This window comes from Pseudosulfitobacter pseudonitzschiae, assembly GCF_002222635.1.
Taxonomy (GTDB): domain Bacteria; phylum Pseudomonadota; class Alphaproteobacteria; order Rhodobacterales; family Rhodobacteraceae; genus Pseudosulfitobacter; species Pseudosulfitobacter pseudonitzschiae_A.
Window position 1 is genome coordinate 15,356 of the sequence record NZ_CP022422.1, and the last position, 15,358, is coordinate 30,713.

The 15,358-nt window shown below is 61.5% G+C and carries 13 protein-coding genes; 4 read left to right on the top strand and 9 right to left on the bottom strand.

Going from position 1 to position 15,358, the window contains the following annotated elements; genetic code table 11:
* The first annotated feature begins 287 nt into the window (after positions 1–287).
* From SULPSESMR1_RS24490 to SULPSESMR1_RS24505, 4 genes are all read left to right on the top strand, one after another.
* Positions 288–881, top strand: coding sequence for a transposase (locus SULPSESMR1_RS24490; RefSeq protein ID WP_089423640.1), 594 nt, complete (start codon positions 288–290; stop codon positions 879–881).
* Positions 868–3,201 carry a relaxase/mobilization nuclease domain-containing protein gene (locus SULPSESMR1_RS24495; RefSeq protein WP_089423641.1) on the top strand — a complete coding sequence of 778 codons (2,334 nt, stop codon included), beginning with the start codon at positions 868–870 and terminating at the stop codon, positions 3,199–3,201. The genes SULPSESMR1_RS24490 and SULPSESMR1_RS24495 overlap by 14 nt, the downstream gene beginning before the upstream one ends.
* Positions 3,202–3,209: 8 nt before the next feature.
* Positions 3,210–5,213: a type IV secretory system conjugative DNA transfer family protein gene (locus SULPSESMR1_RS24500; protein ID WP_089423642.1), complete on the top strand. Its 2,004-nt coding sequence runs from the start codon at positions 3,210–3,212 to the stop codon at positions 5,211–5,213.
* Between the two features lie 290 nt (positions 5,214–5,503).
* A complete protein-coding gene (locus SULPSESMR1_RS24505; RefSeq protein WP_089423643.1) occupies positions 5,504–7,828 on the top strand; it encodes an AAA family ATPase in 2,325 nt (774 codons plus the stop codon).
* Between the two features lie 159 nt (positions 7,829–7,987).
* Here the strand turns inward: SULPSESMR1_RS24505 and SULPSESMR1_RS24510 are convergent, their stop codons facing one another.
* Genes SULPSESMR1_RS24510 through SULPSESMR1_RS24550 form a run of 9 tightly spaced genes read right to left on the bottom strand, consistent with a single transcriptional unit; the run spans position 7,988 to position 15,309 of the window.
* Complete coding sequence (locus tag SULPSESMR1_RS24510) at positions 7,988–9,064, bottom strand: type IV secretion system protein (protein ID WP_074840662.1); 1,077 nt, start codon at positions 9,062–9,064, stop codon at positions 7,988–7,990.
* Positions 9,065–9,076: 12 nt separating this feature from the next.
* On the bottom strand, positions 9,077–9,490 hold the full coding sequence (locus tag SULPSESMR1_RS24515) for a hypothetical protein (protein ID WP_058243507.1): 414 nt from the start codon (positions 9,488–9,490) through the stop codon (positions 9,077–9,079).
* Entirely contained in the window at positions 9,487–9,681 is a 195-nt protein-coding gene (locus SULPSESMR1_RS24520; protein ID WP_009807516.1) for a hypothetical protein, read from the bottom strand. The genes SULPSESMR1_RS24515 and SULPSESMR1_RS24520 overlap by 4 nt, the downstream gene beginning before the upstream one ends.
* Positions 9,678–10,664, bottom strand: a complete 987-nt coding sequence (locus tag SULPSESMR1_RS24525; RefSeq protein WP_089423644.1) for an ATPase, T2SS/T4P/T4SS family — start codon at positions 10,662–10,664, stop codon at positions 9,678–9,680. The genes SULPSESMR1_RS24520 and SULPSESMR1_RS24525 overlap by 4 nt, the downstream gene beginning before the upstream one ends.
* Before the next feature lie 4 nt (positions 10,665–10,668).
* Positions 10,669–12,048, bottom strand: a complete 1,380-nt coding sequence (locus tag SULPSESMR1_RS24530) for a TrbI/VirB10 family protein (RefSeq protein WP_089423645.1) — start codon at positions 12,046–12,048, stop codon at positions 10,669–10,671.
* Complete coding sequence (locus SULPSESMR1_RS24535; protein ID WP_089423646.1) at positions 12,045–12,740, bottom strand: TrbG/VirB9 family P-type conjugative transfer protein; 696 nt, start codon at positions 12,738–12,740, stop codon at positions 12,045–12,047. The genes SULPSESMR1_RS24530 and SULPSESMR1_RS24535 overlap by 4 nt, the downstream gene beginning before the upstream one ends.
* A 1-nt stretch (position 12,741) precedes the next feature.
* A complete protein-coding gene (locus SULPSESMR1_RS24540) occupies positions 12,742–13,395 on the bottom strand; it encodes a virB8 family protein (RefSeq protein WP_074647028.1) in 654 nt (217 codons plus the stop codon).
* Between the two features lie 16 nt (positions 13,396–13,411).
* Positions 13,412–14,221 (bottom strand): type IV secretion system protein, encoded by an 810-nt coding sequence (locus SULPSESMR1_RS24545; RefSeq protein WP_089423671.1) that lies wholly within the window; start codon positions 14,219–14,221, stop codon positions 13,412–13,414.
* Positions 14,221–15,309: a transglycosylase SLT domain-containing protein gene (locus tag SULPSESMR1_RS24550; RefSeq protein WP_089423672.1), complete on the bottom strand. Its 1,089-nt coding sequence runs from the start codon at positions 15,307–15,309 to the stop codon at positions 14,221–14,223. Before SULPSESMR1_RS24550 ends, SULPSESMR1_RS24545 begins: the two co-directional genes overlap by 1 nt.
* Positions 15,310–15,358: the final 49 nt, after the last annotated feature.

The window sequence follows — 15,358 nt, forward strand, 5'->3', positions numbered from 1 at the left end:
CTGTCCGCCCTGTCGGAGGGGTTGCGCCCGCCCGCGGTTCCGTCCGAACACGTGCGTGTTCGGCCAGACCCTCGGGCGGTGCTGGGGAAGGGGACCCCTAGGACAGGTGGGTCGCCCGGTGGTGAGGGCGGCAGAGCCGCGTCCCTGCGGGCCGCGGCGTGAAGCGGACACCAAGGCTGCCTGAGCCTGAATGCGACGTAAGTATATAATTGACAGGTCGGTATATTATCGTAAGGTAGGGGCAGCCTTGGTGGAAGGTGGCAGGAAATAGGGGGTCTTTCTTCCGCATGTCCCGAACAAAACGCCTGACAGAGATGGAGAAGATGCAGATCGTCCGCGAGGCCGCGGAGGGTGTGTCGACTTCTGAGCTGGCCGAGCGTTTCGAGGTCACATCACGGGCCGTGCGCTATGTCCTGAAAGCCGATGCCGAGCGCCAGACGGATGCCGCGATCCCGGTCTCAGCGGTCAGTGTGAAGGTCACGGCTGCGGAGCTTGAGGCGCTCGACGCGGTGCTGGCGAAGGCGGGGATCGAGAGCCGGGCCGAAGGGCTGCGGCGGCTCATTCAGGCGGCGGGCGGCGTGTTCGTTCCGGACGCGCAGATGGCAGCAGAGATGGCGCGCTACCGCGCCTCTCTGCACGAGGTCGGCAATGGGGTCGCGCAGATCGCCAAGCAGATGACGCGGGCCAACCGGCAGGGGCAGGGGGCCGGGGGAGGCACGAGTGCCGAGTTCACCGAATTGCGCCTTGCGCAGATGCGCGGGCTGGCGCGGTTCATCCTGGATTCCGCTGACGAGATCGACCTGCTGCTGCGGCGTCGGCGCGACGTCATGCAGCTGGAGGCCACGGCCGCGCTGAGGGAGTTTGCCCATGCGGCTGAATGATGCTGTCCATGCCGTCACGGGCGAGGTCTTCCGGGATGGCTGGAGCCGCGTCCGGGGCTCGATGCAGGGGCTGCATGTGGCCAAGCAGACCCAGCTTGTGCGCGCGGCTGCGGGGCATCGGCCAGCGGTCTTCAAGGCGATCCGGGGCGGGGGTACGCATACCAAATCGCAGCTCTCAAACCAGCTCGATTACCTCACCACCAAGTCGACCCATATCGTCGACTCGAGCGGGTTTCTGGATGGCAAGGCGAAGCTCGAGGCCGGCGACATCAAGGACCTGACCGAGCGCTTTGCCAAGCGGTGGGATGCGGGCTTCAGGCCCAAGCTCGGACAGACCACCCACATGCTCATGTCCTTCCCCGTGGGCACGCGTGGGGAGGATGTGCGCGACATTGCGACGGACGTGGCCGAGCGGTTCTTCCAGACCGACGCGGGGCATTTCGACTACATCATCGCGGTGCATGAGGACCGCGATCACCCGCATGCGCATTTGGTGCTGAACCGCCGCTCGCAGGAAGGCGAGTTCTTCTTTCTGGGGCGCAACCATCGCTTCAACTATGACGACTTCCGCCTCGCCATGGTCGAAGAGGCGGAGAAGTATGGTGTGCGCCTGGAGGCCACGCGCCGGGTGGATCGCGGGGTTGTGCATTACCCGGCCCCCACCCGCGAAGTTTATGCCGCGAAGGAAGAGGGTCGCGCACCCCGCGAGCGGGAGCGCGTGGGGCAGGACCTGACCCGGACGCTGGCGGAGATCGCCAACACCAGGACCGTCTACCATTCGCTTGCCGCAGAGGCTTCGCGCGAGGCCCGCGAGGATATCGCCGCGGCCCTCTTCCGCGCGGGCGAGGTGCTGGCGCGGGGCGGGCAGGTGGACCGAACAGGAGATGTGTATATGGCCGAGGATCAAAGTTTCGAGGATCTGAGAAGCCTCTATGCGGAGAAGCTGGCGCGGGTGCAGGGCATGATCGCCGAGAAGTCTGACGCCGAACGTCCCGTGCTGGAAAAACGCCTCATCGAGATCCAGACGCAGGTCCAGCACATGCAGCCTCTCGGTTTGCGATCATCCACGCTATCAGACGACCCCTCGGAGGGTGGGATCTATTCCGAGGCGAACATCGACACCAGTCAGCTGGACCGTCTTGCCGAGACGGACTTGCGGTCGCGGATCGACACTGCGCTGCGGGGCACGGGGATCAGCACAGCGGAAGTGGTGGCCCGGATCGAGACGGGCGCCTCAAATGCAGCTCTCGAGCATCAATGGATCGCCGATGATCTCTCCAAGGTGGCCGAGGCGCGCGATCTGAACCTCGAACGCCGCGCGGATCTGGAACAGGCGCGCGACATTCTCAACGATGTGCATGTCGAACTTGGCACGCTTCTGGAACGGGAAAACGTGCTGCGGCAGGATGGCGTCATTGAAGCAGAAGCGGTCAGCGAGCGGTTCCATTATCACCGGGACGCGGTGCAGGCGATGGAAGGGACACTCCGTCAGGAGATGCGCGCAGAGGGTTTGACCACACAGCAGATCGAGGATCGGGACTGGGAGGTTGCCTCAAGGGCGGAGCGTCGGATCGAGACGGAGCAGCGCATTTATCTCGAGGCGCATCCGGACTTGATCGCACGGCCGGGCGATGTGATCGACCGGTCCGAGCCCTACAGGGAGACCATCACCGATGCGGCCCGCGCCAGCGAGATCACTCGCGAGGTCGACCGGATCATGGAGGGACGCGACCTCCGTTCGCCCGTTGCAGATGCGGTCGCGGATGACTTGCGCGCGCGCTATCCGGACATGCCGTCCCACCTCGCCCGTGGGCTCGGCGCGACCTATGCCGCCGTTGTGGAGATCCGGGACACGGAGGCCATCAATCAGGTTCGCCGCGACAAAGAGTTGCGCGAGGGGCTTGGGGTTGGCACGCGTGACGAACGTCTAGCCACCCGCGATGAAACTGCGCCGCAGTCTGACCGTGCCGACCGCCTCGCAGACGAGATTGCGCGTGTTCTGGAGCATGAGCGGGCGGGGGAGTTGTCCGCGCCTTTCGAGACCGAGGCGGAGCGGGACGCTTTCCGAACCGAGATCGCGCGGGTGCTGGATGACCGTCAACTTGAGCGGCTCACATCCGGTGATGCCGATGCGCTGGACAAGGTTCTCGAGGACCGCCTCGACCGGCTTTATGTCGCCAAGGTCTACCTGCAATCGGATGCAGCGACGGCCAACACGGAGGCCCTGCGCCAGGTAGTCGATGATCTTGCCGACACCGAATACGAAAAACACCGCGCGACAGACGTGGATGGCGAAACCGAGCGGGGTCAGGTCCATTGAGCGCCTCCATGGGAAAAGCGCGGATCGCAACAGGGGTCTTGCTGGTGACGCTTGTGACCGGTGCCATGGGCTATACCATCGCCTCGGCGGTGCTGACCTACCAGGATCTCGGCTTCGGGGCCGAGATCGACTTTGCCTATATCGCGCAGAACTACCTGGCGATCCTCGATCGCCGCCCGGAAGACGCCCAACTCATCCACCTGATCATCGGCAGCTTTGCCGCTGCCGGCCTGATGCTGAGCCTTGCTCTCTCGGGGTCCGCCCTGACACGCTTTGGCCAGACCCATTGGCAGACCGCGCGCGAGATGAAGGCCAATGGCTTCTTCGGGGCGCCGGGCACCGGGTTCATCCTCGGCAAGCTGGGGCCGCCGGGCTCCCGCGCCAACTACATCTGCTCCAAGGTCTTCCCCCATGCGCTGATCGTGGCCCCCACGGGCCGCGGCAAGACCACGGGCTTTGTCATTCCGAACCTGCTGACCTGGCAAGGCTCCGCCGTGACGCTCGATGTAAAGGGCGAATGTTTCGAAGCAACGGCCCGGCACCGCGCCACCCAAGGCGACAAGGTCTATCGCTTTGCCCCCACCGATTGGGAGGGCAAGCGCACGCATCGTTACAACCCGCTCCTGCGCATCTTTGAGCTGAAAGATCCCGCGCGCCAGCAGATGGAACTGCAGCTCCTGGCGACGCTGTTCCTGCAGAGCGACAATGACCGGGTGCAGGGCCTCCTCAAAGGCGGGATCGATCTCTTCGTGGCGGCGGGGCTTCTGGCCTTCCAGCGCAAGCGTCCGACCCTGGGCGAGATCTACCGCATCGCCGCCTCGGGCGGGAACAAGCAGAAGGAATATTTCGCGCGGGGCCATGAGGTGGATAACCGGGCCGCCAAGCTGATTTTCACCCGGCTGGCCTCGACCAACAACGACACGCTGACCTCTTATGTCTCGCTCCTGATGACCTCGGGGCTGGACCAGTGGCAAAACCCCGCCATCGATGAGGCGACGGCGGTGTCGGACTTTGACTTCCGGACGATCCGCAAGAAGCCCTTTTCGGTCTATCTTGTCGTCCAGCCGCTGATGGTGAAGCCGCTGGCACCGCTGATCCGGCTCTTCTTCTCCGATCTCCTCTCCGCCATGCAGGAAAAGGACCCAGGGCCGGATGAGCCCTGGCCCGTGATGATCATGCTCGACGAGTTCAATCGCTTGGGCAAGATGCCCATCGTGGTCGAGAGCATCGAGACCCTGCGGACCTATCGCGGTCACCTGGCCGTGGTCACCCAAACTATCCCCGCCCTCGATGAAATCTACGGCGAAAACACCCGGCGCGCCCTGCAGGGCAACGCGGGCGTGAAGCTCTACCTGACGCCCTCGGATGAAAAAACCGTCGAGGAACTGAGCAAGGCGGTTGGCAAGACCACGAAAACCGTCATCACGCGCTCCCAGTCCATCGGCAAGAACCCCTTTGAAGGACGCAGCCAGTCCACCCGGACCGAAGAAAGCTCTCTCCTGCCCGAGGATGAGGCGCGCCGCCTGCCGCTCGACGAGATCGTCATGGTGATCGATGCCCAGATGCCGGTCCGCGCGAAGCGGATCCAATATTTTGACGATCGGCTGTTCAAGGCGATCCACGCGGCGCAGACGGGGGAGTTGCCGTTTCCGAAGCCGGGGGGAGGGGGGCCGCAGGGCACGCTGCCGCTGAGTGTGCGCGCCATGCCGATGACGCCGCCTTCGGACGGAGCAGGCGGACCCGACGCCGACGTTGAGGCCGCACGCCAGGCTGCTGATGGCCAATCGTCAGGGCAAACCGATGTCACCCCAAAGAAGACTGCGCCTGTCGTTCAAGCCGTAATCGCCGAGGAACAGCGACAGATGGAAATGGATTTTGGGGGCCAGGTTGCGGATGCCGAGACAGTGGGCGTGGATGATGAGGCGCAGATGCGCTCTGCTGTCGATGGATTGGATGAAATGGAAGAGATGCTGCGAGAGGAGGAGGGTGGCAAAAAGCCAATTCACCGGTAGGGCGGTGGGCATGGTCTGACGGTCATAGAGGGCGGAAAGCTGATGCTCAGTGTACGTGCGAGCACATCCGTTTGCGAAAAAGAAAATGGAAGCTCGAGACACCTCATTGGCCAACAACCGAGTTCGGCAGAGCCATGGCTAGGGGGTTCAGCATTGTGCCAGATGATATTGACTTATGGCTGCCCGCAGGCACCAATCACGAGTGAGCGCCAATCCATCGGCGCTTGTGCCAAAGGATATTGAAGCTGGACACAAGGGTTCGAGTTTTCTTGATTTGATGGATTTGAAAAATGAATACAGTACCAAAACCAAAGTTTTCCGTGTCCGCCCGATATCTCGGCCCCGTCTTCACTCTCGATGGAGAGTTGACGAAGAGCAATCAAAACCTGGTTTTCGCGCGAAACGGTATCGGCAAGTCCTTCCTGTCGCGCGCCTTCCGGTATCTTGATCTCTACGGCCAGCAGGAAGATGTGTCAGGCGCCGCTCTCAACCTTGTTTCTGACGAATCCACAGATGGCTCCGGCTCGTTCGCGTTTTCTCGCGGTACGACGGCAATGGGAACTCTCGACCTTCAAAAGGCTGGAGATGCGGTCACAGCAACGGTCAATGACACAATCTTCCACGTGTTCTCCGAGGATTTCGTGCAAGAAGAGCTACGGGAACGAAAATACGAACTGGATGGCGAGATTGAAAACCAGATCGCCGTCGATAGCGAAAACATCAAGCTCGATGATGCGAAGAAGACGCTGGAAGAAGCAAGGGCGAAGGCTTCCGAGGCATACAATACGCTAGACGACAAATTTACCGCCGCGAAAGAATCCGAGCTGCACGAGAAGGCAGGCATCAACAAACAACTGAGAGAGTACAAGGCTCTTTCTCTGGAAAAACTTCTGGAGACCTTTCAAGAGAAGCCAGAAGCGCCGAAGCAATCTCTCACCGACATCATCAGGGACCTCGATAGCCTCAAGGCAATACCTGCAGAACCTGCCTATCCTAGGCAAATCGAACCCATTGCAACCAATGATGTCGATCTCGACGCCCTTGCTGCTTCGCTTGAGCGCCCGACCTCCCCATCAAGTGTCTCCGAAGCAATCAAGAAGAAGATCGATGCGCATCACGGCTTTTACGAGGAAGGCGCAAAGATCATTCGAGATGAGCACCGGACCGTATGCCCCTTCTGCGAACAGGGTATCACGGACCCTGATCCCAAGGCGGTAATTGATGCCTACATCGAATATTTTGAAGACGAAGAAGAGAAGCACAAAGCGGAATTGAGGGACTTCTTTCGAAAGCTCAGACAAAAGGAAGCGCAGCTGGATCCGACGGCAACCCAGCTTGCAAGGCAGAAGTCCCGCTACGACGCGCTTAAGCGGCATGTGCCATCGAAAAAGGATACTGAAGTCAGCGACGGCGCGGATGCGCTGAAGAGCGTGCGGGAAGCGATCGCGGCTGTAAAGTCGGTGATCGAACAGAAGGCCTCAGCACTTGGAACCGCGGCTGCGCTTCCTGCCGAGAACCTGTCCGCTTGTATCGCGGCGATCAACAAGGTCATCGGCGAGAACAACGAGAAAGCGGAAGCGCTGAATTCAGCTGTCGAGAAAGCTGATGAAGAGCGCAAGATTCTACAACGCAAGGCTTGCGCGGTGTTTGAGCGCGAATTCGCTATCGGAAATTGGCCCGACATCGAAAACCTGCGGAGATTTCATGCCGATGTTGTCTTGAAGCAGAACGCTTTGGGTGAGCTGGAAAAGGCAAGTCCGTCGGCACAAGCCCGGGATCGTGTTGCCGAAACCTTTGAATTGCTCCTAAAAGAGTTCTTCGCCGACAAATACGTTTTCGACAAGACCAAGTTTGTGCTGAAGCGCGGTGAACAGGAAATGGTTCGTGGGCCGCATCGGACGTTGAGTGACGGCGAGAAGACAGCAATTTCTTTCTGCTATTTCATTGCATGCACGCACAAGAAGGTAGCAACAGGCAGCGATTATAAGAAGCTGTTTCTCGTCTTTGACGATCCGATTACGTCAATGTCTTATGATTTTGTCTTCGCAATTGCGCAAACTCTCAAGAACCTGAACATTTCGGATCAGGGTGAGATTTCGATAAATCCAGGAAAGATTGATGGCAAAAAGTGCTGGAGGCCGGAATTACTATTGCTTACCCATAGCAGCTATTTCTTCAATATTTCGCTTACGAACCGTGTGGTCGATGATAATGCAGCGTTTGCACTTCACACCGACGGCAAGAGCCACAGTCTTGCACGCCTGAACAAGTACATCGCCCCCTTCCAGGAGCAATTGATGGACATCCACGAGGTGGCGAACGGCAAAGACCCTGATCATAGGACCGCAAATTCAGTCCGCTCGGTGCTGGAGGCAATTGGCCGCTTCTGCAGGCCGGACAAGTCCGACAGCCTGACGGATTTCGTCAAGCATCTTGCGGGCGAGGAGGACATGACGCTCAAGAGTGTCCTGATCAACTCCCTATGCCACGGTACCTACTATGACGAGACGCCGCCGCCTGATGATCTAGTTCTCGCCTGCAGGGAAACATTGGTTGTTGTGGAGCGCTATGCGGTCGGCCAACTGGAGCTGATCAAGAAAGCTGCGCGCGCATAAAGTTCGAAAGCAATCAGTCAGCTGGCGATTGTTGTCGTCCTGTCTATCGCGCACTCAGGTCGGGACGAGCGCCTGTGATCACGCCGCCTAAATGTACGGCAGGAAACAGTTGTGAAGATGCACGATTTAGGACGGAGCGCGAATGGCAGCAAAGGGCCGTCACCGTCGGCCAAGTCGACCCAGTCTCGCCAGCTGCGCCAGCATTTTTGACCCCGAGTCTGCGGATCCTGTGCCTCCTGCGGAACCCGTCTGCCCCATGCCCTGCCTCACGGGCATCTGCTGCACGCCGAAGAACTGCCGCGCCCTGAGGGCTGCGTATTCTGCGCCACTTGCGCCTCCGATCAGGTAGCGATTGTAGGCCTGCTGGCTGCCCATGGCGGCGCGGGCAAAGCTGTAGCCGCCGCCGAGACCACCGGAGAGGGCGGGCATCATAATGTTTCCGGAGATCGCGCGGACGATGAAGGGCGTGGCAATGATGAAGCCCTTGGCCATGAGCACCATCATGAAGAAGGGAATGAGCGCGCCGATGTTTGAGGCTCCCTCCGGGTCGCCGAGTTCGCCGATGAGGGCAGAGGAGACACCCGTGATTGTCGCGAACACACCGGCCACGACTATGGGGTAGAGCGCGAAGGAGACCAGCGCCGACAGCCAGCGCGCGAAATAGTCCTTGGTGACCTCGAAGAGGGTCAGGAAAATCATCACCGGTGCGATCCCGATCAGAAGTGCGATCATCAGGCGGGATGCCACGAGGATGAAGGCGGCCAGCCCGCCGAGGATCGAGAGCAAGAGGACCCCGACAATGTCGAGCATGGCCCCTGCCATCCAGTTCAGCTCGGACCCAGCGGCGTTGAGATAGTCCCCTAGTTCCGCGATTAGCCGGTCAAACTCTTCTGCGAAAGTGCCAGAAGGGCCGGGAGTTCCACCACCAACGGAAGCAACCAGCGCACCCGCAATGCTGTCGATCCCGGCCAGGATGGCGGAGGAGAGGGCGTTGAACTGCACCCAGTTGGTTGCAAATATCCCGATGAGCCCGATCTTGACCGCGAGCCAGAATGCCGTGCGTCCGTCCATCGCCTTGTACTGGTAGATCATGTTCAGGAAAACGAGAACCACCACCAGCGTTGTTCCCAGCACCAGAAGCGTGCCAACCGTTGCCGCAACCGATCCGAACTGGGTTTCTGCGGCGGTGTCGAGATAGCCCTGGGAGGTTTCAACGAAATAGGTGACGACGCTCATGACGGGGCTGCCTTACCAATTGCCCGCGGCTTCGCAGATGGCCTTGGCGGCAGGGCGGGCAGCGTTTGCGCGGCGGTTGTAGGCGTCCGAGGCTTGCAGCATCTCCCATCGTTCGTCACTCGCGTACCTTTCCCGAAACACCGCCTCGGCAGCGTCCCAAGAGGGGAACCGGGTTTCACAGTCGCAGCTTTCGGTCTCGACGATGCGCTCGAGATTCTGGGCGCGGTAGATGTCTTGAACCAACACGCGCTGATAGGCTTGGCGCAGGGGGATCTCCTGCATCCACATGGGTTCAGCGGGCCGGTCTGGACAGACGTCGAAACTGCGCTCGAGGGTCGGCACGAGATTGCGCTCAGCGAAGCCGGGTGCCGACGTCAGGCCCAAGACCAGCGCAGTCAGTACGAGGGTACAGCCCGCCTGCCTCATGCCGTGGCTCTGGCGGGAGTGGTCTCGCGCTTCAGGAAGACAGTGTGTCCCACGTTGGCGAATTCCGAGGAGCTGATCGACACGACCTCCCAGCCTTCGGCCCCCTTCACATTTAGGCTGGCCTGCATGTCGGCAAGACTGGTTTTGCGGGTCATGGGAAAGGACAGGATATCGTATTCAAAGGTTTTCATTGGGAAGCTCCGATCTCATTGGTGCCGGGGAGGTAGAATTCGGTGATGCCGCGTTTGCCATCATGGCGACCGGCCTGGATGATTACGTCGATGGAGTTCTCGATGTACTGGATCATGTCGGCATAGGTCATCGGGATCTCGGTCTTGAGTGCGGCGATGGCCAGACGCTGCACGGCAAGTTGCGGGGTTTCTGCGTGCAGCGTGGTCATTGAGCCGCCATGGCCAGTGTTGATCGCCTCGAGGAAGGTCATGGCCTCCTTGCCTCGCACCTCGCCCAGGATGATCCGGTCGGGGCGCATGCGCAACGTCGCGGTGAGCAGCACATCGGCGGTCTGGAACTCCGCATCGCGATTGGCGATGAGGGTCACGGCATTGGGCTGGGTCGGCAGAAGCTCGGCGGCTTCCTCGATGGTGACGATGCGTTCCTCGGATGGCACGTGCGAGAGGATCTTGCGCGCAGCCACGGTCTTGCCGGTGGAGGTGCCGCCAGAGACGATCATGTTAAGCTTGTTGTCGACGCAAAAGGCCAGCGCATCGTCGATCACGCCCGCGGCCACCACTTCACGCAGTTCCTGGGTTTTCTCGAGGCGGAGTTCTTCAAGCTTGCGTTCCTTGCCATAGAGAAAGTCGAGTGCGATCCCGTCGAGCGGCAAGCTGGAAAAGAACCGAAGACTGATCGACATCGCCGTTAACACGGCGGGCGGGGTGATGACCTGTGCGCGGATCGGGCGCCCCTTGTAGGTGATTGAGACCGAGACGATGGGGCGGTCCTTGCTCATCGTGGTATTGGCAGAAGAGGCGATCTGGTTGCCGAGGTCTTTCACTTCGGTTGCGGTCAACGCCCGTTCCAGCTTGCGCATGAAATGATCGCCTTGGAATTCTCCCCAGCAGCTGCCGTCAGGGTTGATACAGATCTCGATGACATCGTCGCGGGCGGCGGCATCGATCCGGTCGAGAGAGGTCTGGAGATAGCTCAGCGACATGGGCTCAGAATACCTCCAGATCGCGGTCGACCATGACCGTGACGCGGGCGCCCTGGTCGACATAGATGACGGGGCCGATTGAGAGATAGTCGCCGATGACGCTGTCCGTCGCATCTGCCAGATCATCGCCCACGTCTTCGAGAACGTCGGCGGCAGTCTCATCCTGGACCTCGGATGCGGCGGCACTTGGTGCGGCGGAGATCAGCGAGATCAGGGCGGCCGACCCGAAACGCTCGGCAAAGCGTGTGTCCACGAAACCCGTGACGCCGGAGCGGCCAAGTTCATCGCCCCCGAAAGAGCTGATCTGGACGGTCTGGCCCGCGGGCAGGATGATCCGGTCCCAGGCGATCGTGACGCGGCGCTGCGCGATATCGACGCCAGCGCGGTAGCGCCCGACGAGACGGGATCCGCGGGGGATCAAGAGGCGCACGCCATCGACGCTGTAGACATCCTCGGACACCACGGCACGGGTCTGGCCGGGCAGGGAGCTGTCAAGGGCAGTTTCCATGACGGCCTGGATCATGGTGCCCTGGATGATGGTGTTGGAGGGATTGGCGATCACCTCGGCCTGCGTCACGGTAGAGGGCAGCGCCCCGTTCAGCACGAAATCCGTCACCTCGCCAAAAGTGCGTTCGGTCAGAGCCGTTTCATTCGCTCCGGAGGCACCGCCAAACGCGATGGTGGGCGAGGCGATGCGCCGCTCCTGGAAGGCGCGTTCCTCCGCGGCGCGGCGCTCCAGCTCGGCCATGCGCCGGGCTTCTTCCTCGCGGCGCAGTCGCTCTTGCTCGCGTGCGCGCAGCTCATCTTCCGTGGGGCCCGCCGGAGCGGGTTGGGGTCGGCTGGCCTCGAGTTGGGCCAATTCCAGATCCATGCGGAGTTGTTCAAGACTTCGATCCCGCGCCGTCAGTTCATCCTGGAATCGTTGCTGTGCGGCTTCCGAGGCGGCTTGTAGCGCCGCAATCTGAGCGGTCAGCGCGTCGATCGCCTCTGCGGCGGCGGTGTCTTCCTCGACGACCGGTTCGGGGGCGTTGCGCAATTCCTCGATCTGAGCCTGCAGCGCGGTGATCTGCGCCAGAAGCTCCGCGTTGGGCTCGACGGGGTCTGGTCCGACAAACACAACCTCGGGCTCGGGCGGGGGCAAGGTCTCGATGGCGCCAAAGCCGTCCCCCTCGTTTTGGAAGACGTCCGGGGTGGCCGTCGGCAAGGCTACCTCTTCGTCGGGCTGTGAGAGGAGATAGAGCAGGGCACCACCTGCGCCGATAACGAGGACCACGATCAGCGCGAGAAGGGGCGACCGGCGCTGCGCCGCCGTGGGGGCGCGGGCACTGCCTTTCTCAAGGGCGGCGAGGCGCTTTTCCAGCTCGGTGTTCTCGGTATCGCTCATGAGGCGGCCTCCGCGGGCGGGATCGCCTCGATGCAGACCACCTCTTCGCCAAGTCGCAGGACCCATTGGCGGTTTACGCCGCTGACGCGGATCACACCGTCCTCAGGGGTTTGCGTGTTGACCGTGCGTTCACGGCCACCCGCGTAGCGGAAGATCGCGGGCACAGGCGCGTTTCTTGGAAACGCGAAATACGTGAACGTCCCGTCATCCCAGATGCGCGTTGGCGTGAACTCGGTCCGCGCGCTGGCACCGTAGTTGTAGTTCGGCGCTTGGGCGGCGATGGCCCGGGTCGGGCGCGCAGCGTCGTCTGGATAGCGGAACTGCACCACGTAGAAGGTTGGGCTGCGGACCTCCTCGACGTTGAAATAGTAGCTGCGCCTGTTCGTGTAGACCGTCACATTGGTATGGACACCGCGCGCGACGGGCTTGATCGCGAAGGCCTGCCCGCCCGGCACGCCATCGATCTCGAAGCCCTCGGTATCGCCCGCGATGATCGAGCGGATGCTTTCACCCTCACCGAATTCGACCGTGGTGACATGGGTAAGCGAGACGCTGAGGCGGTAGACCTGACCTTCTTGATATGTTGCCAGCCGCACGCGGCTGTCATTTGGACCACCGCGCGGGATCGCTTCGGCAAAGGCAAGGGCAGGCAGCAAAACAAATATGGCAGCAACAAAGAACTTATTGATCAAACTAATTCTCCAATCTGTCGGAGCGGATGGAATATTCGAGGACCGTGAAGCCGAACGGATTGGTCCAGACCTCGTCGATGGAGCGGCGGGTCTCCGGGCGGAACTCGAAGAGAAGCGTCGCAGTGAAGAGGCCGGTTTGGGTGCCGTTGATGGAGGTCAGACGCTTGCGCAGGCGCACCGTGGCGCGGTTGGTGCCGATCCGGTTGATGCTGAGGATTTCCACGTCGAGCCGGGCATTGGGGCCATAGACGGTCGGCGGATAGTTTTCATTTGCGCTGTTCCAGATCTGGCGCAGCCCGCTCTCGGCAGCCCCGTCAGAGCGGCGCAGGACGCTGCGGATGCGCAGGTCGTTGTCGAGCTGGTTGTAGACCTCGCGGTCGGTCACATAGCGGAACACTTCCGCCTCGATGATCGCCTGGTTGGCGGTCACCGAGGAAGCGCCCACCGAGGCTTCGGGGAGTGCAAAGCCGGTGGCGGGATCGTAGGGGACAACGACGGGGGGCGGGTCGACATCGAGGATCGAGACAGCCGCGGCACTCAGACAGCCGATGATACCGAAGACAAGGCCCATCAGGCCAAGGCGTTGCCAGAGCCGTTCGCGGCGTAAGGCACCATAGACCAGTTCTTCCTCGATGATTTCTTGTTCACTCGCCACCTGTCACAACCCTTGATCAGTCTGCCCGCAGGTCCGGCAGCGTGAAGTCCATAAACCGCTGCTCCTCGGCGATGGTTGCGGCATCGATCACGCCGCCTGTGCCGTCGCCCACGGTCTGCACCGCTTCGAGCTGCCACATGGCGACGAGCGCGATGGCAAGCTCCGCCGTCACCCGCGTGTTGAGATCGATGCTTTCCTTCAGTTCATCCATGTCATCGATCAGCCCGACCAGCCTGTCGACGCGTTCCAGCGATTGGCCTGCGTCTTCATAACTGTTCTGGGCAGCTGCCGAGACGAGCGCGCCGGTCGTCGCTTGCGTCGCCACACGATTGGCCCCGGGATTTCCGCTGGTGGCCATTTCCGAGAGCGTGTCCTCGTCGAAGCCGAGATCGGCCAGCACCCGGTCCATCTGGGTTTCAATCTCGCCTGCGCCGGACCCGGAAAGTCCGGAGAAATCGCCCGTCTTGATGGCCTCAATCGTCGCAAGGATGTCGCCGAATTCCTGATCGAGCAGTCCGTTCAGCTCGTCTTCCATTTCCGTGCGGATGATCTCCGGCAGTTCGGCAAGACGGGTGAGCGCCTCATAGGTTCGTTGCAGCTCCGCGAGTTGATCCGTGAGTGTGGCAAGCTGTTCGCGGAGCTGCGTCAGCTGCTCGTTTTGCAGGATCTCGTCTTCGATCATCTGCCGGAGCTGCTGGATGTTTTGCGCGATGTTCTGGGTATCGACGACGGGCACGCCTTGCGCGAGGGCAGGGGATAGGGCGCCAAGATGCAGACCAACCCCAAGTGTCGTGGCCAAAGCTGTCCTCAAGAGCAGATGTCCCATCATTCAATCTCCCTGATCGTAAAATCCATGAACGCGCCCTCGGCCATGCGGGCGCTGGCCTGGGCCAGTTCCTCGGCGGAGAGGGCGCGGGTCCGCGCCGCCTTAAGCCGGATGCGAGCGGCGACGAGACGCACGAGTTCGGCCCGGGCATAGGTGTTGAGCGCGACGCTTTCCTGCACATCCTCTGTCTCGGAAATCCGTTCGACGATATCCGCAATACGCAGGGCGGCTTGCCTGATCGCGGCGGGTGAGTTGTTGCCATAGAAGGCCGCGCCGTGCCCAGTGAGCGAGAGGTTGGCATTGGCCAGAAGCGCGGGGTCGATCGTGCCAAGCGCTTCGATCCCGCCGATACGGGTCAAATAGAGGTTATAGCGTTCGGGGATCACCTGGACGTAGTGCTGGGTCTCGCGAAAGGGTGGCACGCCGCCATACTCGAAAACCCGGCCGGGTCCGGCATTATAGGCCGCAAGGGCGTTGATGATGTTGCCATCGAATGTGTTGAGCTGGGTCGCGAGATAGCGCGCGCCGCCATGCACCTGCAGGTAAGGGCTGTCATAGTATTCCGGGTTTATGCCCAGATCGCTGGCCGTGCCCGGCATGATCTGGGTGAGGCCATAGGCGCCGACGGGAGAGCGTGCACCGATGGTGAAACGGCTTTCCTGCCAGATCAGCGCTTGCAGCAGCGCGCGCCATTGGACGGGGGAGAGCCCTGCGCGGCCAACACCCGCAAAGCCGCTGGTCTCCTGAGCCACGCGGATGATGAGCTGCTCGATGGTCTCAGACGCATCCCCGAACATCTGTTCACCGCCGGGATTGGGATCTATCTGGCCCGTGCCATAGACCGCCGCCACCGAGCGGTCGGGATCCCCGCTGCCGCTTTCCAGCCCCGAGACCATGGCGGGCAGGCCCTGACCGCCGAAGCTGGTCTGGGCATCGAGGATGCGTCGGAGGGTTTCCAGCTGCTCCCGTTCGATCTCGGCAATGAGTTCGCGCACGGCAAGCTTGTCCGCCTGAACGGCCAAGTCAGCCTCGCGATCGCCAGTCTCGACGATGTCACGCGCGGTCAGCCCATTGTCATTGGTCGGCACGCCTTGAGACAAGGCGAGACCGGGCAGCAGGCAAAGTGCCAGGATATGA

Excerpts from the sequence above, each read along its gene's own strand:
- SULPSESMR1_RS24490 (WP_089423640.1), top strand. The coding sequence starts at position 288 with ATGTCCCGAACAAAACGCCTGACAGAGATGGAGAAGATGCAGATCGTC.
- SULPSESMR1_RS24495 (WP_089423641.1), top strand. The coding sequence starts at position 868 with ATGCGGCTGAATGATGCTGTCCATGCCGTCACGGGCGAGGTCTTCCGG.
- SULPSESMR1_RS24500 (WP_089423642.1), top strand. The coding sequence starts at position 3,210 with ATGGGAAAAGCGCGGATCGCAACAGGGGTCTTGCTGGTGACGCTTGTG.
- SULPSESMR1_RS24505 (WP_089423643.1), top strand. The coding sequence starts at position 5,504 with ATGAATACAGTACCAAAACCAAAGTTTTCCGTGTCCGCCCGATATCTC.
- SULPSESMR1_RS24510 (WP_074840662.1), bottom strand. The coding sequence starts at position 9,064 with ATGAGCGTCGTCACCTATTTCGTTGAAACCTCCCAGGGCTATCTCGAC.
- SULPSESMR1_RS24515 (WP_058243507.1), bottom strand. The coding sequence starts at position 9,490 with ATGAGGCAGGCGGGCTGTACCCTCGTACTGACTGCGCTGGTCTTGGGC.
- SULPSESMR1_RS24520 (WP_009807516.1), bottom strand. The coding sequence starts at position 9,681 with ATGAAAACCTTTGAATACGATATCCTGTCCTTTCCCATGACCCGCAAA.
- SULPSESMR1_RS24525 (WP_089423644.1), bottom strand. The coding sequence starts at position 10,664 with ATGTCGCTGAGCTATCTCCAGACCTCTCTCGACCGGATCGATGCCGCC.
- SULPSESMR1_RS24530 (WP_089423645.1), bottom strand. The coding sequence starts at position 12,048 with ATGAGCGATACCGAGAACACCGAGCTGGAAAAGCGCCTCGCCGCCCTT.
- SULPSESMR1_RS24545 (WP_089423671.1), bottom strand. The coding sequence starts at position 14,221 with ATGGGACATCTGCTCTTGAGGACAGCTTTGGCCACGACACTTGGGGTT.